13 protein-coding genes are annotated in these 19497 nt (G+C 67.1%); 2 read left to right on the top strand and 11 right to left on the bottom strand.

What is annotated here, in order from left to right:
• Positions 1 to 131: 131 nt before the first annotated feature.
• The 3 genes from TS85_RS07395 to TS85_RS07385 all read right to left on the bottom strand — a co-directional run bounded on the left by TS85_RS07395 (position 132) and on the right by TS85_RS07385 (position 5606).
• Positions 132 to 1562 carry a glucoamylase family protein gene (locus TS85_RS07395; RefSeq protein WP_044331404.1) on the bottom strand — a complete coding sequence of 477 codons (1431 nt, stop codon included), beginning with the start codon at positions 1560 to 1562 and terminating at the stop codon, positions 132 to 134.
• A 75-nt stretch (positions 1563 to 1637) separates the two neighbouring features.
• A complete protein-coding gene (locus TS85_RS07390; protein ID WP_227698706.1) occupies positions 1638 to 4583 on the bottom strand; it encodes a TonB-dependent receptor in 2946 nt (981 codons plus the stop codon).
• A 30-nt stretch (positions 4584 to 4613) separates the two neighbouring features.
• The gene (locus tag TS85_RS07385; RefSeq protein WP_044331403.1) at positions 4614 to 5606 is read right to left on the bottom strand and encodes a LacI family DNA-binding transcriptional regulator; all 993 of its coding nucleotides are present in this window, start codon (positions 5604 to 5606) and stop codon (positions 4614 to 4616) included.
• A 217-nt stretch (positions 5607 to 5823) separates the two neighbouring features.
• Here TS85_RS07385 and TS85_RS07380 point away from each other — a divergent pair, with 217 nt between their 5' ends.
• Positions 5824 to 8109, top strand: a complete 2286-nt coding sequence (locus TS85_RS07380) for a glycoside hydrolase family 3 N-terminal domain-containing protein (protein ID WP_044331402.1) — start codon at positions 5824 to 5826, stop codon at positions 8107 to 8109.
• Here the strand turns inward: TS85_RS07380 and TS85_RS07375 are convergent.
• The gene (locus TS85_RS07375) at positions 8106 to 9464 is read right to left on the bottom strand and encodes an MFS transporter (protein WP_044331401.1); all 1359 of its coding nucleotides are present in this window, start codon (positions 9462 to 9464) and stop codon (positions 8106 to 8108) included. The two genes, TS85_RS07380 and TS85_RS07375, sit on opposite strands and share 4 nt — an antisense overlap.
• A gap of 105 nt (positions 9465 to 9569) precedes the next feature.
• On the opposite strand from TS85_RS07375, the gene mazG reads away from it, so the two are divergent.
• On the top strand, positions 9570 to 10340 hold the full coding sequence (mazG, locus tag TS85_RS07370) for a nucleoside triphosphate pyrophosphohydrolase (protein ID WP_044331400.1): 771 nt from the start codon (positions 9570 to 9572) through the stop codon (positions 10338 to 10340).
• On the opposite strand, the gene hflX is transcribed toward mazG, so the two are convergent.
• The 7 genes from hflX to dusB are packed head-to-tail and all read right to left on the bottom strand — an operon-like array spanning position 10337 to position 19461.
• Positions 10337 to 11629 carry a GTPase HflX gene (hflX, locus tag TS85_RS07365; protein WP_044331399.1) on the bottom strand — a complete coding sequence of 431 codons (1293 nt, stop codon included), beginning with the start codon at positions 11627 to 11629 and terminating at the stop codon, positions 10337 to 10339. The genes mazG and hflX overlap by 4 nt on opposite strands.
• A gap of 11 nt (positions 11630 to 11640) precedes the next feature.
• Positions 11641 to 12228 (bottom strand): RNA chaperone Hfq, encoded by a 588-nt coding sequence (hfq, locus tag TS85_RS07360; protein ID WP_407082120.1) that lies wholly within the window; start codon positions 12226 to 12228, stop codon positions 11641 to 11643.
• Positions 12229 to 12253: 25 nt separating this feature from the next.
• Positions 12254 to 13633, bottom strand: a complete 1380-nt coding sequence (ntrX, locus tag TS85_RS07355) for a nitrogen assimilation response regulator NtrX (RefSeq protein ID WP_044331395.1) — start codon at positions 13631 to 13633, stop codon at positions 12254 to 12256.
• The gene (locus tag TS85_RS07350; protein ID WP_044331393.1) at positions 13630 to 15882 is read right to left on the bottom strand and encodes a sensor histidine kinase NtrY-like; all 2253 of its coding nucleotides are present in this window, start codon (positions 15880 to 15882) and stop codon (positions 13630 to 13632) included. The genes ntrX and TS85_RS07350 overlap by 4 nt, the downstream gene beginning before the upstream one ends.
• Before the next feature lie 59 nt (positions 15883 to 15941).
• Positions 15942 to 17393: a nitrogen regulation protein NR(I) gene (gene ntrC, locus TS85_RS07345; RefSeq protein ID WP_044331392.1), complete on the bottom strand. Its 1452-nt coding sequence runs from the start codon at positions 17391 to 17393 to the stop codon at positions 15942 to 15944.
• Complete coding sequence (locus TS85_RS07340; RefSeq protein WP_044331391.1) at positions 17390 to 18487, bottom strand: two-component system sensor histidine kinase NtrB; 1098 nt, start codon at positions 18485 to 18487, stop codon at positions 17390 to 17392. Before TS85_RS07340 ends, ntrC begins: the two co-directional genes overlap by 4 nt.
• Positions 18463 to 19461, bottom strand: a complete 999-nt coding sequence (gene dusB / locus TS85_RS07335; protein ID WP_044331390.1) for a tRNA dihydrouridine synthase DusB — start codon at positions 19459 to 19461, stop codon at positions 18463 to 18465. The genes TS85_RS07340 and dusB overlap by 25 nt, the downstream gene beginning before the upstream one ends.
• Positions 19462 to 19497 lie beyond the last annotated feature (36 nt).

Below are 19497 nucleotides of genomic sequence, written 5' to 3'. Positions count from 1 at the left end.
TATCAGGGATGCCCCGGGGAGTCATATCCGTCTTTAACTTACATAATGTATATTATCGTTCTTACTTTTGTACCGGAGTCCCCGCCGATACGCCCCCTGCACCGACCGCGGCGCCAGCGCCGCGAGCGGAGTCATCCCAGCCAGCCGCCGATGAAGCCGGCACGCGCCAGCCCGGTCCGGATCGCGGGCGCCCGTCGCATCCGGCTCCAGACGAAGTCGTCGCGGTGATTGGCCATCATCGTCAGGATCGGCCCCTGGTCGATCCCCAGATAATCGTCGTCGAACCAGCCAAGCTCGGGATCGACACTGCCCTTTGACAGCTTCGCATCGGTAAACCGGAAGCTCGGGTTGAAGCTGTCGAGGAAGCCGTAGCGCCCATAGAGTTTGCGGCCATAGCGCGCATGAAGCGCGGCGGCGCAGGGCTCGACGATTTCCGGCGCGAACGCGATCGACCCCAGCGCTGCCGTCGGCGCGATCGTGCCGTCGTCAAACTCGTCGGGAAGCCCAAGCGGGCCGCGCGCCGAGTAAGTACGGAAGGTCCGTTCGGTGCCGTTGACGACGCGCTTCACGCCGGCGGGCCCGTCGCACGCGGTCAGGCCCCACACGTCCGCCGAATATCCGGTCCACCCCATCGGGTTGGCCGTCGCATAGGCGCGCTGCGCATAGGTCGCGCGACGGCTATTCTCGAAATAATCGAACCCAGCCTCGCGCATCGTCGCGTCGCGAATGCCGCGGAAATCGACCCAGACATGGCTATATTGGTGGCCGAAATGGGGTGCGAAGGCGAGGTGCCGTGTAGCCCCCTCCCCGCGCCAGCTCCGGGGATAGGTCGATGCCCAGGCGGCCCATGCGTCGGGCTCCACGCGGCGATCCGGGTCCGGCGCACCAAGCGCCAGAAGATAGACGAGCATGCCCTCGTTATAGCCATGCCAGTCGGACGGGATGAATCCACGCTCCGGATGCCAGCCCATGCAAAGCACCCGCGACGGCTTTTGCATCCAGCGCCAGTCGACGCGGGCGCAGATCTTGTCCGCCAGGTCGCGGACCTCGGCCTCTTCGGCGGTGGCGCGATCGAAATATTGGCCGGCGAACAGGATGCCGCCGAGAAGCAAGGCAGTGTCGACCGACGACAATTCGGTGCGACCGAACCGATGCCCGGTCTCCATGTCGAGGAAATGGTAGAAAAAGCCTTTGTGGCCGGTGACGCCGCTGGCGGCATCCCCCTGCGGCGCGTTCCAGAAGAAGCGCAAAGTCGCCAGCGTACGCTCCAGCGCGGCATCGCGGGCGATCCAGCCGCGCTCGACCCCGATCGGGTAGGCGGTCAGCGCAAAGCCGGTGGCGGCGATGCTGGAGAAGCCCTTGGTCGGCCAGCGATCGGGCGCGAGCCCGTTGCGGGGATTGGTCGTTTCCCAAAAAAAGCGGAAGGTGCGCTCGGCGAGATCGTCCATCAGCGCAGGCGTGGCAGGGCTTGCTGCAACATCGGGCAGGCGCGAGCAGCCGGTAGCCGCCGCCCCCGCCAGAAGCATCGAAGCCCGGGAGACGAGCGTGCGGCGGGTAATCACGGTACGGAGACTCCTGAAAAAGGAGGCGGGGCCGACAAAGGGGGGAAGCGGCGGCCCCGCCAGAGGAGGGTCGAGTTAAAAGCGGTAGTTCAGCCGGAACTGGATACGGCGCGGCAGCGTGATCGTATTGCGACCGATCCGCGCAGGGTCGAGCGTGTCGGTTACCTGGCCGGTGGCGGGGTTGATCGTGTTGTTGAAGAAGTCGTCGAAACCTTCGAAATTCTTGTTGTTGAAGGCGTTCAATACGTCGACTGCCGCCTCGACCTCGTGGTTGCCGAACAGCCGAAGCGTCTTCGCGAGGCTGACATTGACTTCGCAATATGCGAACACGCCGTTGATGCAGTTCTTCTCGGGATAGCCCGCGGTGAAGGCATTAAAGCCAGATTCGGCGCCGTTCGTGCCATCGGTCACCCGGAACGCCTGGCCACTGCCCAGCGTCGTCAGCGTCGATAGCTGGAAGCCGAGCGGCAGGTCGACCAGCCCCGAAATGACCAGCCGGTGCCGCTCGTCGCCGTTGCGCGGACGCCAGCCATAATCGTCGGGCGTCACCGCATCCAGGCTGAACAGATCGCCGCCATTCTGCTCGCCCTTGGACAGCGTATAGGCAAGGTTGAACCCCCAGCCCGAAGCCTCCGTATAGGTCTTGTCGAGCGTGAAGAAGATCGCCTTGTACCGCGTATCGAGCCCGTCATAGCCGATCAGCACGTTCGAGTATCCCAGCGGAACCACCGTCGAGGTGTCGCAGCACCCGCCCAGCCCGTTGTTCAGCCGGGTCGCGCGCAAATTGGTGTAGCCGTTGCGCCCGCGCTGGTACGAGCCGGTCAGCGACGCCTGGAAGATGCCCACCCGCTGCCGCACGCCCAGGCTGATCTGGTCGTTCACCGGCGGCTTGGTGTCGTTCTTGACCGCGAACAGTTCGGGCAGCCCGGCGCTGGCCGCGCTCGCGCGCAGAGCCAGAAGCCCATCGCGCGTCAGATAGGATGGGTTCCACTGGATCGTCGGGAGTCCGCCGCGGGGCTGCCCATCGGTCGAGAAGCGGAACACGCCGACCGGATTGATCGTGCGCGACAGTTCGTCGATCGTGTTGTTGAAGTTGTTGCGATCATAATAGCGCCCGAAGCCGCCGAAAAACACCGTCGAGCGATCGCCGGTGATATCCCAGGAGAAGCCGAAGCGCGGCGCGATTGCACCCGCGAACGGTTTGCGGTTCGAGCCGTCATTAATGTAGTTTTCGGGATTGAAATAGGATGTGGCCGGCAACGAACGCAGCGCCGCAGCGGCGGATGCCGGGGTGCGATAGTCGTTGTTGTTGCCGTTGGTCTCGTAATCCCAGCGTACGCCGACATTGAGCTGGAGCCGACTGGTGAGATCCCAATCGTCCTGTGCGTACAGCCCGATCTGGGTGTTCGACCCCTGGACCAACCCGCTGCCCAGCCCCAGCCGCGCCTCGGCGGGGAAAGCGAAGCTGAGATTGTTGTTCGGCTCGCGGCGGAACGTATAGCGCGGCTGGAGCAGCGCGTTGTTCGCAAATTCGATGTCGGTCACTTCGACCCGCGCACCGACCTTGATCGCGTGATTGTCGAACCCGGTGTAGGTGAAGTCGTTGCGCAGCGTATGGCCCTTCTGGACCTCACGCCGCGTTGACTCGCGGCCGCCGAACAGGATCACCGAAGCATAGTCGTAGGTGACCGAATTCGGATTCAGCGACACCGGATTGAAGATGTAATCCAGATAGTTAGCGCTGAATTCGTTGGTGAAATTCTCGCCGACATGCGTCCACTTGAACAAGTAGGTATCGACCTTGTTGATCTTGTTCTCGGCATATTCATACGAGGTGTTGCCACCAAAGCCCTGGATGTCGGTTTCCTGGCGACGGCTGAACGACAGGTCGAACGTATCGGCGGTGCTCGGCGTCAGCGTCAGCTTGCCGAAGTAGAAGTCGCTGCGGAACGGGCTGACGAACGCGCCTTCGAATTCCGACAGCCGGCGCCCGGACACGTTCTCGAACTCGGCGACGGCCTCCGCCGAACCCGTGCTGTCGACGTTGAAGGCGCGGTTCTGGTCGTTGCCTTCATAGGCGGCAAAGAAGAACAGCTTGTCCCGGATGATCGGGCCGCCCAGCGATACGCCATATTGCTTGCGCTCGAACTCGGGCTCGGGCCGGTTGTCGCGCTTGTCGAAATACGACTTCTGCGTGAGCCCCTTGTCGGTATACTGGCCGAACGCCTCGCCGTGGAACTCGTTGGTCCCCGACTTGGTGATCGCGGTGATGATTGCCGATCCGGCCTGCTCATATTCGGCCTTGTAGTTCTGCGTCAGGACGCGGAATTCCTGCACCGCGAGCTGGCCGAAGGGGTTGCCGCGGCTGTTCTGCTGGCCGGCGATGCCGCCCTCGCGCAGCTTATTCTTCAGGCTGACGCCGTCGATGAACACATTGACCTGGCTGGCAGTCGAGGCGCCCGACTGGATGCCCTTGCTGGTCTCGCTGTCATTGTAACGCACGCCCGGGGCGAGCGCCGCGAAGGACAGGAAGTTGCGATCGGTCTGCGGCAGCTTGCGGATCTGTTCCTGGCTGACGTTCGTGGCGACTTCGCTGGTCCGCGTTTCGCTGACGCGCGAACCGGTCACGACGATCTCGTCGGTGTCGGCCACCGCCGTACCGGTGTCGCCCGCGATCGTCAGGTCGAGGCTGGCGGCCTGGCCGATCTGGATCTGGATCAGTTCGCGCACGGTCTGCTCCGCCGCGGTCGCGACGATTTCATACGGGCCGGGACGGAGCCCGGTCAGCGTATAGGCGCCATTGGCGTCGGTCGTCGTGCGCAGCGTCTGGTTGGTGCCGGTATTGCGCGCCGTCACGACCGTGCCCGCAGCGGGCGCGCCATCGGCGCCGATCACCTGCCCGCGCAACTGCCCCGTTGTCACCTGCGCGACGGCCATCGTCGGCAGCACCACGGCGCCGCCGGCAAGAATCGTCGCAGCGCCGAACCAGGCGCGCAGCGCCCTCGCCCTGTTGTTTGTCACTCTGTTGTCCTTCTTCCCTAGCGGTACGCTTCAGGCACGCATGGTCGTCGTTGTTCGCGCGACAATGTCGGGCGCATGAAGTTCGGTGGTGGCGGGGATCCCCCCGCCCGCGAGTCGCTCGCAGAGCCGCGACACGGCGCGGGCGCCGATCTCGGCGATGCGGACCCGCATCGTGGTAAGGCCCAGATACCGGGCCACCGGAATATCGTCGAAGCCGGCGACCGCGATCCGGCCCGGTACGTCGACCCCAGCCTCGCGCAGCGCCAGCAGGCAGCCGATCGCCATCATGTCGTTCGCGGCGAACACCGCATCGACGCGCTGCCCGCCCGCGATCAGCGCGCGCGCCGCAGCCGCCCCGGCCTCCTCGCGAAAGTCGCCCGGAAGCACCAACGGGTTCTCGACTCCGGCATGGCGCCGCATCGACAGGCGGAACCCGGCCAGCCGTTCCTCGGCATCAAGATTTCCCTGCGGGCCCGCGATATGCGCGATCGCCCGGTGGCCATTGGCGAGCAGATGGCGGACCATCGTGTCCGACCCGCCGACATTGTCGACCAGGATCGTCGCGACCTCGCTCCCGGCCCGGCAGTTCACGAGGACCGACGGCAGGTTGCCCGGCATCCCGCGCAGCAAGTCGAACGCGTCGAGATGCGGCGCCATGATAAGCAGCCCGTCGACGCGCCCGCGCATCGCCCGCAGCGCCTGCCCCGCCTGGGCCGGGTCCTGATGCATGTTCGACAGCAGAAGCTGGAAGCCACGGCTGCTCGCTTCCTTGTCCATGCCGCGCACGATTTCGGAGAAGAACTCGCCGTGCAGATCGGGAAGCACCACGCCGATCGCATGCGCCCGCGCCATGCTGAGGTTGCGGGCGCCAGCGTGAGGGACATAGCCGAGCTGCGCGGCGGCGGCGAGGACGCGGGCGCGGGTATCGGGGTGGACATTGTCCAGCCCGTTCATCGCGCGCGACACCGAGGCGACGGAAACATCCGCCACCCGCGCCACATCGCGAATCGTAACCTGTGCCATTGGTCGCCACTCTCCCGCCCGCGCATGTCTTCCGCGCTGAGGCTTTGTCCCTGCCTGGGTCTCGACGGATGTGAAAGCGGTTGCACTGTCGCCCGGGCTGCGTGCTATGTAACCGGTTACAGGTTGCAGCCCAAGCAAAAAATGACTTAGCCCCGTTTAGGGCGCCGCCATCACCGACTGAAATTCCTCAGGCTAGTCCGTAGGAGAAGGATTTAAGATGTTGAAGTCACTGGTATCTCGCCGCGCCGCGTTGATGGGTGCCGGCGCGATCGCCGCATGGGCGTCCAGCCCGGCGCGCGCGCTGATCCAGGCGGCGCAGGACGCCCCCGCCCCGGCATTCATCGAATCGCTGATTGCGAAGATGACAGTGGAGGAAAAGGCCGGCCAGCTGACATTGATGGCCGCGGCATGGGCGGGCTCTGCCGCAACCGCGCTCAACCCGCCCTCTGCGGGCGCCAGTTTCGCGCAGCAACTCGACCAGGTCCGCCGCGGCCAGCTGACCGGGGTGTTCAACGGCAATGGCGCTGAGATGACGCGCCAGATGCAGACCGTCGCGATGCGCGAGTCGCGGCTCAAAATCCCGCTGATCTTCGCCGCCGACGTGATCCATGGCCATCGCACGATATTCCCCGTTCCGCTGGGCGAAGCCGCGAGCTGGGAACCCGACCTCGCCGAACGCAGCGCGCGCGTGGCGGCCGTCGAAGCCGCAGCGGCGGGGATCGACTGGACCTTCGCGCCGATGGTCGACATCGCCCGCGACGCGCGCTGGGGTCGCGGTGTCGAGGGGGCGGGCGAGGACGTGCACCTCGGCAACCTGTTCGCCACTGCGCGTGTCCGCGGGTTCCAGGGCAAGACGCTGACCGCCCGCGATTCGGTGCTGGCATGCGCCAAGCATTTCGCCGCCTATGGCGCGGCGGAAGGCGGGCTCGACTATAACACCGTCGATGTCTCCGAACGCACGCTGCGCGACGTCTATTTCCCGCCGTTCGAAGCCGCACTCGACGCGGGCGCGCTGTCGGTGATGGCGGCGTTCAACGAGCTTTCGGGCATTCCTGCCACCGGCAATGCCTGGCTGCTCGACGACGTGCTGCGCGGCGAATGGAAATTCGATGGGCTGGTCGTGTCGGATTATACCGGCGACGAGGAGATGATCGCCCATGGCTTTGCCGCCGATGCGCGCGACGCGACTCGCCTCGCGTTCCTGGCCGGGGTCGACATGAGCATGCAGAGCGGATTCTACCTGCAGCACCTGCCCGAGCTGGTCGCGTCGGGCGACGTGCCGATGGCGCGGCTGGATCAGGCGGTGCGCCGCGTGCTGGCGGTGAAGGCCAGGCTGGGGCTGTTCGACGACCCGTTCCGCCGCGCCGACCCGCGCCGCGAAAAGGCGGTGGTCCTGTCGAAGCCGCATCGCACGCTGGCGCGCGAAGTTGCGCGGCGTTCGATGGTGCTGCTCAAGAATGACGGCGACCTGTTGCCGCTCGCCAAGGACCGCCGCGTCGCGCTGATCGGTCCGTTCGCGTCCGGGCAGCATGATCTGGTCGGGCCGTGGTGCGTCTATGGCGACGATAGGCAGGCGATCGACCTGGCGACCGGAATGCGCGCCGCTGCGGCGCGGCCAGACCTGATCAGCGTGACTGAAGGTTCGGGTATCGAGGAGCCGATTGCGGGCGGCATCGAAGCGGCGGTCGCCGCGGCGCGTGCAGCCGATGTCGTGATCCTCGCGATCGGCGAGGGCACCCGGATGTCGGGCGAGGCGCAGTCGGTGACCGAGACCGTCGTCCCTGCCCCGCAACGCGCGCTGGCCGAAGCGGTGGCGGCGACCGGCAAGCCGGTCGTGGTGCTGCTAAAGAACGGGCGCGCGCTCGCGCTCGACGGCGCCGTGGCCGCTGCGCCCGCGATCCTGGTGAGCTGGTTCCTCGGGACCGAGACCGGACCGGCGATCGCCGATGTGCTGTACGGCGCCTACAGCCCCTCGGGCCGGCTGCCGGTCAGCTTCCCGCGGGCGAGCGGGCAGGCCCCCTATCACTACGATCACAAGCCGACGGGGCGCCCCAATCCGGACGGTCCGCTGACCGAATATAAGGCGCATTATCGGGGCGTGCCGAACTCGGCGCTGTATCCGTTCGGCCATGGGCTGAGCTATGGCCGCGTCGACTATTCGGGGCTGGCGCATGCTCCGCAGCTGGCGTGGGACGGCACGCTGTCGGTGCGGGCGACGCTGCGCAATTCCGGCAGCCGGGCGATCGAGGAAGTCGCGCAGCTCTACATCCGCGACCGCACCGCGGGCATCACGCGCCCGGTGCGCCAGCTCAAGGGCTTCCGCAAGATCGCGCTGGCACCGGGCGAGGCGCGCGAGGTGCTGTTCACGCTGTCCCGCCGCGACCTGATGTTCATCGGTCGGGACAATCGCCCGATTGCGGAACCCGGCGCGTTCGATCTGTGGATCGCGCCCTCCGCCGAAGCCGAGGGTCTGCACGGGCGCTTCGAGCTGGCGGCCGGCTAGCGCTCGCGGCGCGTGCGGGACAGTTCGTCGACGATCGCGGCGTGCGCGCGGCGGGTGAGCGGGTTGAGCACCATCAGCCCCGCCGCGAGCGCGACGAACAGGAGCGGCGGCACCGCGACGATCAGGCGCAGGCCTTCGATCGTCGCGGGCGTCGGCGCGCTGTCCGCACGGTAGCCGGTAGCGGCCAGGGCAATCCCGAACACCCCCGTGGCGGCGCCCATCGCCACGCGCTGCAGCAGAGTGGCAACGCCGAATACTGCGCCTTCGAGCCGCAGCCCGCTCGATCGCTCGCCATATTCGACGGTGTTGGGCAGCATCGCCCAGAACACGATGTGGAGCCCGATCAGCGCAGCCTGCATCGCCGTGAGGAACCCTTGCATCGCGCGCGGGTCCCCGATCCGGAACGCCGCGAAACCGGCGAGGAGCGCGACGGCGAGCCCGCTGCACAGCAACCATGTCGCACGCCCCCCGAGCCCGCGGCACACCAAAGTCCAGATCGGCACGGCGACGAGACCGACCGTCCCCATCGACGCGAGCGCGAAATGTCCCGCAGCCTCGTCGCCGAACCCGTATTTGTAGAAATAGAGCACCGATTTGGTGAGGATCGTCGAGGCGATCACGATGCACGCCATGGCGAGATTGAGTGTCACGAACGCGCGGTTGCGCGCCAGGCTGGCGCTGGCTGCGCGCAGCGAGGGGCGCTGCCGAACTATGGGATCGGCGACGACTTCGGGCACGAACAGCGCGACCGCCATCAGGATCGCGGTACCGACTGCGGCGAACAGCCCCGCCGCGGCAAGGTAGATCGTCGCGGGATTACCGCTGCCGCTGATCCAGCCGCCCAGCGGCACTGTCCCCAGCGTCACCGCCAGCAGCGCTGCAGCCCCGAACAGCATCCGCGCCCCCGCGAGCAGCGCGCGGTCGCCGCTGTCCGCCGTCACGCGCGCAGTCATCGCCAGATAGGGGATGTTGACCAGCGCATAGCCGGTGCGGAACAGCAGGTGCGTACCCAGCACCGCGGCGGCGGCCCAGCTTCCGTGCGTCGACGGGGGCAGATAGGCGAGGACGAAACTCACCCCCAGCGGGACGGGCCCGAACAGCAAAAGCCGTCGATAGCCGATCGTCTCGCGCAGTCGATCCGCCAGCACGCCGACGGCAAGGCTCACCACCCCGTCCCAGAACAGCGCCACCAGATAGGTCGCCGCCGCCAGCCCGACCGGCAGGCGCAGCACCTCGGTATAGTAGAACAGCAGGAAGAGCATGATGCTCTGCCAGTAGAGGTTGAACGCGAAGTCGCCGAACGCGAACAGCAACAGCCGCGGGCGCGCGATGCGTATTGTCGGGCGGTCCTTCACGCGGGCCCGAATGTCATCGCGCGACCGCGAAGACAAGCGGCGCGAGGCTTCAACGGGTTACGGCGTGCTGCTATGGCTGCGCCCCGCCCTTTAGAAAGCGCATACATGCCCAGCACTACCCCCGGTCCCGATATCGAACGCCTGGTCGCGATCATGGCGCGGCTGCGCGATCCCGAGCGGGGGTGCGAATGGGATAGCGTCCAGACGTTCGACACGATCGCGCCCTACACGATCGAGGAAGCCTATGAAGTCGCCGACGCCATTGCGCGCGGCGACATTTCCGAACTCAAGGACGAACTGGGCGACCTTCTCCTCCAGGTCGTGTTCCACAGCCGCATCGCCGAGGAAGCGGGGCATTTCGCGCTGGCCGACGTCGTGGCGGCGATCAGCGAAAAGATGGAGCGCCGCCACCCGCATATCTTTGGCGACGCGACCGAGGGGGGGCATTATCTGTGGGAGCAGATCAAGGCCGAGGAGCGCGGGCGCAAGGGCGCGGAAAGCGCGCTGGACGGAGTCGCGCTGGGCATGCCCGCGCTGCTCCGCGCGGAAAAGCTCCAGAAGCGCGCCGCGCGCACCGGGTTCGACTGGCCCGACCCGAGCGGCGCGCGCGCCAAGGTCGACGAGGAAATCGCCGAGGTGGAGGCGGCCCTGTCGCAAGCGCACCGCGAGGAAGAGATTGGTGACCTGTTGTTCGCGGTGGTCAATTGGGCGCGCAAGCTCGGCATCGAGCCCGAGGCTGCGCTCCGCGCGGCCAACGCGAAGTTCGAAGGCCGTTTCAAGGCGATGGAGGCGCGCGCAGGCGGGAGCATCGCCGGGCTCGATCTCGATGCGCAGGAAGCGCTGTGGCAGCAGGTCAAGGCCGACGCGGCGGCTTAGCCCGCCCTCAGCCAGAACCGATCATAGTCGCGTGGCGCCATGCGGACTTCGTACAGCGCGCGGTCGTCGGCGATCGATTGTTCGAGCACCTCGCCATGCTGATGCAGCCACGCCGCCCCTGCCCCATCGGCGGGGTCGAGTTCGATATGGTAGCGGCGGTGCCCCTGGGTCAGCCGCGCGGCGACGGCTTCGACCAGCGCATCGACGCCTTCGCCGGTGATCGCGGAAATCGGCATGACGTCGTCGCGCTTCGCCGCCTCCGCGGTCAGATACGCTCGGGAGTCGGCATCCAGCAGGTCGAGCTTGTTCCACGCTTCGAACCGCGGAGTCTCCTCCGCGACGCCGATGTCGGACAGCACCTGCTCGACATCGTCCTTCTGCGCTTCGCTGTCGGGATGCGCGACGTCGCGGACGTGGATCAGGAGGTCGGCCGAGACCACCTCCTCGAGCGTCGCCTTGAACGCCGCCACGAGCTGGGTCGGCAGTTCGGAGACGAAGCCCACGGTGTCGGACAGAATCGCCTTGTCGATCCCCGGCAGCGCAATCTGGCGCAGCGTGGGGTCGAGCGTCGCGAACAGCAAATTCTCCGCCATCACGTCGGCGCCGGTCAGTCGGTTGAACAGCGTCGACTTGCCGGCATTGGTATAGCCGACCAGCGCGATCACCGGCCACGGCGCACGCTGGCGGCGGTCACGATGGAGCGAGCGCGTGCGGCTGACCTGATCGAGTTCGCGCCGAAGCCGCGCCATGCGATCGCGGATCAGCCGGCGATCGGCCTCGATCTGGGTTTCGCCCGGACCGCCGAGAAAGCCGAATCCACCCCGCTGCCGTTCGAGATGGGTCCAGCTGCGCACCAGCCGCCCCGCCTGATAATCGAGATGCGCCAGCTCGACCTGGAGCCGCCCCTCGGCAGTGCGCGCGCGCTCGCCGAAGATTTCGAGGATGAGCCCGGTACGGTCGATGACCTTGCAGCCGAGCGCAGTCTCCAGATTGCGCTGCTGCACCGGCGTCAGGCTGGCGTCGAACACCGCAAGCTGGAGTTCCTGGTCGCGCACGGTCTCGGCCAGCGCCTCGACCTGCCCCGATCCGATCAGCGTCCCCGGCTTGGGGCTGCGGATGCGGAGCGCAACCTTTTCGCGCACGTGGATTCCGATCGCTGCGGCGAGACCGGCGGTCTCCTCGAGACGCGCATCGGCGTCACGCGAGCTGCCGCCCATGTCGGGATAGACGACAGCCGCCTTTGCTCCGCGCGAAAATTCATCGGGGTCGCGATCGAAACCAGTACTCATGCCGTCTCTACTCAGTCCTCACCATTCTGTTCCTCGGCGAGGTTCAGCGGATGCGCAGGCTGGATCGTCGAGACCGCATGTTTGTAGACGAGCTGTGCCATGCCTTCGCGCTGGAGCAGCATGCAGAACAGGTCGAATGCCGCGATCTGGCCCTGGAGCATCACGCCGTTCACCAGGAACATCGTGACATTCTCCTGCTGGCGACGCACCGCGTTCAGGAAGATTTCCTGGAGCACGGGGTTCTTGTGCTGATACTCGCCGGCAGCGTCGAGCAGCGCGGTCAGATCGAGCGGGCCCGAGGGCATGATCGTCGAGATTGCGTGCTTGTAGATCAGCTGTGACTGGCCGTCGCGGCGCAGCAGCACCGAGAAATTGTCGAACCAGGTCACGATCCCCTGGAGCTTGACGCCCTTTACGAGGAACATCGTAACCGGTGCTTTCGACCGGCGCAGCGAATTGAGGAACAGGTCCTGCAGCGAGGTTTGCTTCTCTGCCATGGCTGGGATCCTTGTATTTTTGGCGGGATCTGTCCCGCATCGCGCCGTTTCCCGGCGTCGGAGTACCGTGCCACCCTGGCGCGGATCGGCCCTATGTAGGATCGATCCGCGCCCGCGTCCACCGCCGCTATTCGTCGCGGGTCTCGGTGATCCCCAGCAGCTTCAGCTTGCGGTGCAGCGCCGAGCGCTCCATCCCGATGAAGCTCGCGGTGCGCGAGATATTGCCCGAAAAGCGGCGGATCTGGACGCGGAGATATTCGCGCTCGAACGTCTCGCGCGCTTCCTTCAGCGGCGCGCCCATGATCGCGCTCGCGCCGCTGCCGCCGCCGCGCTCGCCCTGGTTGCCCAAGACTTCGGTCGGCAACAGGTCGAGATCGATCCGCCCGATCCGGTCGCCCGGCGCGAGGATCACCGTCCGCTCGACGACGTTGCGAAGCTGGCGAACATTGCCCGGCCATTCATAGCTTTGCAGCGCGACCATCGCATCCGGTGCGACCTCGGGCGTGGGCACACGCCTTTCACTGGCGTAGTGCGCGACGAAATGCTCGACCAGCACCGGAATATCCTCGCGCCGGTCGGTCAGCGGGGGGATGGTCACGGGGACGACGTTCAGCCGGTAATAGAGATCCTCGCGGAAACGCCCTGCCGCGATTTCGGCCATCAGGTCGCGCGCGGTGGCGGAGACGACGCGGACGTCGACCTTGACCATCCGGGTGCCGCCGACGCGGTTGAAGCTCTGGTCGGTCAGCACGCGCAGGATGCGCGCCTGAGTCGCGACCGGCATGTCGGCGACCTCGTCGATGAACAAAGTGCCGCCATGCGCCTGTTCGAGCAGCCCGGGGCGCACGAGGTCGCCCGCTTCCTCGACGCCGAACAACTCCTCCTCGACGCGCTCGGGCGTCATGCGGGCGGCGCTGACGATGACGAACGGTGCCGAGGTGCGCTGGCTCCAGCCGTGGAGCAATCGTGCCGCGACTTCCTTGCCCACGCCCGCGCCACCATGGATCAGCACGCGGCTGCCCGTGGAGGCAACGCGCTTCAGCGTGGCGCGCACGGCGTTGATCGCGGTGGATGCGCCGGTCAGGTCGTCCTCGCGGCCGATCGAGGCGCGCAGCGAGGCGACTTCCTTCTTCAGCCGCTCGGTCTCGGTCGCGCGTTCGACGAGGAGCAGCAGCCGCTCGGCCTCGAACGGTTTTTCGATGAAGTCCGCCGCGCCGCGCCGGATCGCGGCAACCGCCGTATCCAGATTGCCATGGCCCGAGATCACCAGCACCGGCAGCGTCGGATCGCGCCGCTTGATCTCGTCGAGCAGTTCCAGCCCGTCGAGCCGCGACCCGTGTAACCATACGTCGAGCAGCACGAGCGTCGGGCGGCGTTCGGCAATCGCCTCCAGCGCCGCGTCGCTATCGGCGGCGCCGCGGGTTTCATAGCCCTCATCCTCGAGAACGCCTGCCACCAGTTCGCGGATGTCGCGCTCGTCGTCGACGACCAGAATATCGAGACTCATGACTTCATGCTTCCAGTACGGGTAAGGACCGCGGGCCGCGGTTCGGCTTTGTCTTCGTCGGTTTCAGTGGCGGTGCGCGCGAGGGCTTCGGTGTCGAAGCAGAGCGTCACGATCGTCCCACCGCCGGGGCGATCGGTGAAGGCGATCGTGCCGAAATGCTCCTCGACGATCTTTTTCACGATCGCCAGGCCCAGCCCGGTGCCGCGGCTGCGCGTCGTCATATAGGGCTCGACGATGCGGTCGCGCTCCACCGGGAGCCCGACGCCATTGTCCGCCACGGTCAGCGTGATGCGATGCGCGATCTCGGTCGAGAGCCTCATCACGATCTCCCCCTGCGGCAGCGCCTCGCCCTCGCCACGCGCCTCGATCGCCTCGACGGCGTTCTTGACCACGTTGGTCAGCGCCTGCCCGATCTGGCGGCGATCGCACACGATAGCCGGGGCGTTATCGGGCGCCTGGACTTCGAAACGGATCGCGGGGTGCGCGACTTCGTGGAGGAACATCGACTGCCGACCGATATCGAGCAGCGACTCCCGCCGGAACATCGGCTTGGGCATCCGCGCGAAGGACGAGAATTCATCGACCATCCGGCGCAGGTCGCCGACCTGGCGGACGATCGTGCCGGTAAGCTGGGCGAACACCCCCTCCCCGCCCTCGATCTGCCTGCCATAGCGGCGCTGGAGCCGCTCGGCGGCGAGCTGGATCGGCGTGAGCGGGTTCTTGATCTCGTGCGCGATGCGGCGCGCGACGTCGGACCAGGCGGCGCGGCGCTGGTCGAGCAATTGCTGGGTGATATCGTCGAAGGTCAGGACCTGGCCCTGTTCGTCGCTCGTGATCTTCACCGCCAGCGTGCGCGGTTCGGTGGCGGGCGTCACCTGCACCACGGCCTCGCGCTCGACGCCGTCGAGCAGCTTGTCGAGCTCCGGCGCCATGTCGGCCAGCGGCTTGCCCACCGGACTTGCCCCACCCTGCCGCAGCAGTGCGATCGCCGATTCGTTGATCAGCCGCACTCGCCGCCCGGCATCGACCGAAATCACGCCGGCGGTGACGCCCGACATCACGGCTTCGATCAGCGCGCGGCGCGCCTCAAGCTGGGCATTGGCGGCGACGAGGGCGTTGGTCTGGCCCTGTAGCCGCCCGGTCATGCTGTTGAACGCATTTCCCAGCGTGCCGATCTCGTCGTGCGACTGCGGCGTCGGTACGCGCGCGGTGAGGTCGCCGTCGGCGACGCGCCGCGCGGCGGTAACCAGTTGCTCCACCGGACGCACGAGGCGATCCGCGACTGCAAATGCGATCCACGTCGCCAGCCCGACGATCAGCAGCGCGACGCCGAACAGCACCGCGTTGAACTGAAGCTGGAGCGAACGCGAGCGTTTGCGCAGCGATTCATAGTCGGTGACGATCTTGTCCGCCGCGACATTCTGGCGGTTGAGGAAGCCGACATCGTTGGGGGTGGCGACGTAGAGGAAAATGCTCCGCGCGCGATCGACCGGGGTGACGACCCACAAAGTATCGGCATCGTAATTGGTGAAGCTGTCCTCGTCGCGCAGCAGGTTGAGCACCCGGCCCGACACGCGCGTCGTGAACACCTGCGCATCGGGCGCCTCATAGGCGTAGAGCGCCTCGACATTCTTGCCGTCGACGACGCGGAACAGCACCGACTGGAAGAGATTGCGCAGGTAGGTCTGGGTGAGGAACTGCTGCTCGAAAGTCTCCGAGCGCGCCGGGATGACCGGGAATCGACCCGCAATATCGCGTGCCATCTGCCGCGCTTCGCCGGTCCAGCGCTGGACGACAAGTTCCTGCCCCTCCTTGGCCAGCGCCATCGTCGAATCGAGCGCGCCGCGCGCCCGCTCCGAACCCCAGAGTTGGACCCCCGACTGGAACATCACCGAGGCCGCAATCACCGTGAGGACGATCGGCACGCTGGCCATCAGCGTGAACACCGCGACCAGCCGGACATGGAGTTGCCCCCCGCCCTCCAGCGGCGACTTTGCTGCGCGATGGATCGCGATCCGCCGCCCCGCGAGCACGATCAGCACGACATAGGGCAGCAGGTTCGCGAGCAGCAGCATCGCGGCAACGCCGGGGCTGAACAGCTCCTTGTTCGCGCCGCGCTCGATGAACAAATAGGTCGCGACGGGGGTGGCGAGCGCGAGGGCGCCGACGGTGACCTCCAGCAGGCGCATGGGCGCGAGCCGCTGGGGCTTGGCAGTTTTCGCGGGGGCCGGACTCAGATCGGCGGACATCGTTGCTGGATTACAACGCAACCGTTGCCCAGAAAACACATATTATGCGTCGCCTGTCGCTACTCGGCACCATCCGGACGATTTCCGGCCATATCGATCCCCAAAGTGTCGATCCGCTTGCGCAAGGTATTGCGATTTATGCCGAGCGCGCGGGCGGCGCGGAGCTGGTTTCCGCCGTTGCGCGCGAGCATCGCCTCGATCAGCGGGCGTTCGACTTCGCCGATGATCCGGTCGTACAGGCTGCCATCGTCGAGCGCGTGCGGCTCCTCGATCGCGATTCGCTCCAGCCGCGCGCGCACCGCCGCTTCGATCGCGGCGTCACCGGGCGCAGGCTGCGCGGCACTCGCCTCGCCCAGCGCGCGACGGATCGTATGCGCGTCGATCCACTCGTCGCGGCTGAGCGCGGCGATCCGGCGCATGAGGTTCTCAAGCTCGCGGACGTTGCCGGGCCAGTCATAGCCCTCCATCACCGCCACGGCATCGCGATCGAGCTGCTTGCGCGGCAGCCCGTCCTCCGCCGCGCGATCGAGGAAATGGCGCGCGAGCAGTGCCACGTCCTGCCGCCGCTCGCGCAGCGACGGCAAAGTGACCGGGACGACGTTGAGCCGGTAGAACAGGTCCTCGCGAAACTGCCCGGCCTGGACGAGCTGGGACAGATCCTTGTTGGTCGCGGCGACGATCCGGACGTCGGCGCGGATCGTGCGGGCACCCCCGACGGTGGTGAACTCACCCGATTGCAGCACGCGCAGGAGGCGCGTCTGGGCGTCCATCGGCATGTCGCCGATCTCGTCGAGAAACAGCGTGCCGCCCGCCGCCTGTTCGAACTTGCCCGCGACGCGCGCGGCGGCGCCGGTGAACGCGCCGCGCTCATGCCCGAACAGCTCGGCCTCGATCAGCTCGCGCGGGATCGCGGCCATGTTGAGCGCCACGAACGGCGCGCGGCGGCGTGGCCCCAGGTCGTGGATCGCCTTGGCGACCAGTTCCTTGCCGGTGCCCGATTCGCCCGAGATCAGCACGGTCAGGTCGTTGGCGACGACGCGTGCGATGACGCGATACACTTCCTGCATCGCCGGCGAGCGACCGATCAGCGACGGGCCGCCACCGACCTCGGCATCGGGAAGCTCCGCCGGACGCCGCGTCCGCCGCGCCATCGCCCCGCGCACCGCGGCGCCGAGCACGTCGAGGTCGAACGGCTTGGGCAGATAATCGAACGCGCCCACTTCGGTCGCGCGTACCGCAGTGGCCAGCGTATTCTGCGCCGAGAACACGATCACCGGCAGATCGGGATAGTCGACGAGCAGCGCGGGCATCAGGTCGAGCCCATTGCCATCGGGCAGCACCACGTCGGTTACCAGCACATCGGGCACCGCAATCGCCATCGCCCGCCGCATCTCGGCGATCGACGCGGCAGTCGTCACCCGATGCCCCTCGCGCTTCAGCGCGGCGGCGACGACGGTGCGGATCGCGCTGTCGTCGTCGACGACCAGCACGGTGCCCGGCGCCGCGCTCACAGCGCCCTCGGCAACAGGATGCGGAATACCGTCACTTCGGGCTCGCGCTCGCGGGCATATTGGATGATCCCTCCCATGTCGCGGACCAGCTTCTCGACCAGCGGGAGGCCCAGCCCCTTGCCCTCGGGCTTGCCCGAGACGAAGGGCTCGAACAGATGCTCGGCAATGTCGGCGGGGGCGCCGGGTCCGTTGTCGATCACTGTAATCTCGATCGGCAGCGGCTGGCGCGGGCGGCCCGCCCCGGTGCTGACCGACATGCCGTGGCGATAGGCAGTGGTCAGCGTGATCCGCGGGTCCGCCTGACCGGCCAGCGCCTCGGCGGCGTTCTTGAGCAGGTTGAGCAGCACCTGGAGGAAGGCGTCGGGATCGATCAGCACCTGGGGCAGCGAGGGATCGAACCGCTCGTCGATCGCGATGTCGCGCGCGAACCCCGCGAGCGCGACGCGCCGGGCATGGCCGAGCAGCGGGTAGACGTTTGTCGGCGCCAGCTTGAGCGGGCGGGTGTCGGTGAAATCCTGCATCCGGTCGATCAGCGCGGCGATGCGATCGACTTCGGTGGTGATCAGCTCGGTCAGCTCGTCATCCTCGCCGCTGCTCTGGAGCAGCTGGGCGGCGCCGCGGATGCCCGATAGCGGGTTCTTGATCTCATGCGCGAGCATCGCAGCGGCACCCACGGCGGCACGCGCGCCCGCGGTGCGGTCCGCACCCTGCGCGACGCGGCGCGATTGCGGGGCGTGGTGGAGCGTCACGATCCGCCAGCCGGGATGGTCGGCGACCAAAGTCTCGACGAAATCGACGCGGATACGCGCGCCGCGCACCGCCTCGATCTCGGTATCGAACGCCGCGAAGCCATGGCCGTCGCGACGATCGGCATAGTCCTGCGGCGGCGACAGCACTGCGTCATAGGGCTGCCCCACCATGCTCGTCTCGCTATGGTTGAGCAGCAGCTCGCACGCGGCATTGGCATGGGCGATGCGCCCGTCGGGGTCGATCGCCAGCACCGCCACCGGCAGCGCCGCGAACAGCTCGGCAAAGCCCGGCCCGTTGACCGGCTCCGGCTTGGCGCGCCTCAGGCCGCCGCGCGGGAAAGCCATGGACCGTAAAATTCGGAGAGCATGTCGAGCACCACGCGCGGGTCCGCCTGCTGGTTCACCTTGTTGCGGAACTCGGCGGAACCATGGATGCCCTTGGTGTACCAGCCGATATGCTTGCGCATCATGTTGACGCCGACCTCGTTGCCGTAATGGCTGAGCGTGTCGATGTAGTGCGCGGTGATCACGTCATATTGTTCTTCGAGCGAAGGCTCTTCGCGCTCGCCCTTGCCGGTCAGCGCGTCCATCACCCGGCGCAGCACCCAGGGCCGGCCATAGGCGCCGCGCCCGATCATGATGCCGTCGGCGCCAGACTGGCGGAGCGCCTCGCGCGCATCCTCGACCGTGCAGATGTCGCCATTGGCGATCACGGGGATCGTCACTGCATCCTTCACCCGCCGGATAAAGCCCCAGTCGGCCGAGCCCTTGTACATCTGGTTGCGGGTGCGGCCATGGACGGTCACCATCTGCACCCCCAGATCCTGTGCAATCCGCGCCAGTTCGGGGGCGTTCAGGCTGTCATGGTCCCAGCCCATCCGCATCTTGAGCGTGACGGGCACGTCGACGGCCTTGACCACCGCCGCGACCAGCGCGCCGGCGTTTGGCAAATCGCGCATCAGCGCCGAACCCGCATCGCCGTTCGTGACCTTGCGCACCGGGCAGCCCATGTTGATGTCGATGATCGCGGCACCGCGATCCGCGCTCAGCTTCGCCGCCTCGCCCATCTCATAGGGGGTGCAGCCGACCAGCTGCATCGACACGGGCTCCTCGATCGGGTCCCATGCCCATTTCTGGAGCGACTGGCGTGTCTCGCGGATCGCGGCCTGGCTGGCGATCATCTCGGTGACGTTGAGGCCCGAGCCGAAACGGCGCACGACGCGACGGAACGGCAGGTCGGTGACACCGGTCATCGGCGCCAGCAGCACGGGGGCATCGATCCGCACCGGACCGACCTGGATGGGGGCGAGTTCGCTCATGGTCTGCCTGAAAAATAGGCACCAGCGCCTAGCGGT

Source organism: Sphingomonas hengshuiensis (genome assembly GCF_000935025.1).
Taxonomy (GTDB): domain Bacteria; phylum Pseudomonadota; class Alphaproteobacteria; order Sphingomonadales; family Sphingomonadaceae; genus Sphingomonas; species Sphingomonas hengshuiensis.
Note: the sequence above shows the minus strand (reverse complement) of the source record. Positions and strands in the feature narration are given on the sequence as shown.

Coding starts and splice junctions, on each gene's coding strand:
- TS85_RS07385 (WP_044331403.1), bottom strand. CDS start 5,606: ATGGCACAGGTTACGATTCGCGATGTGGCGCGGGTGGCGGATGTTTCC.
- TS85_RS07380 (WP_044331402.1), top strand. CDS start 5,824: ATGTTGAAGTCACTGGTATCTCGCCGCGCCGCGTTGATGGGTGCCGGC.
- mazG (WP_044331400.1), top strand. CDS start 9,570: ATGCCCAGCACTACCCCCGGTCCCGATATCGAACGCCTGGTCGCGATC.
- hflX (WP_044331399.1), bottom strand. CDS start 11,629: ATGAGTACTGGTTTCGATCGCGACCCCGATGAATTTTCGCGCGGAGCA.
- ntrX (WP_044331395.1), bottom strand. CDS start 13,633: ATGAGTCTCGATATTCTGGTCGTCGACGACGAGCGCGACATCCGCGAA.
- TS85_RS07350 (WP_044331393.1), bottom strand. CDS start 15,882: ATGTCCGCCGATCTGAGTCCGGCCCCCGCGAAAACTGCCAAGCCCCAG.
- TS85_RS07340 (WP_044331391.1), bottom strand. CDS start 18,487: ATGGCTTTCCCGCGCGGCGGCCTGAGGCGCGCCAAGCCGGAGCCGGTC.
- dusB (WP_044331390.1), bottom strand. CDS start 19,461: ATGAGCGAACTCGCCCCCATCCAGGTCGGTCCGGTGCGGATCGATGCC.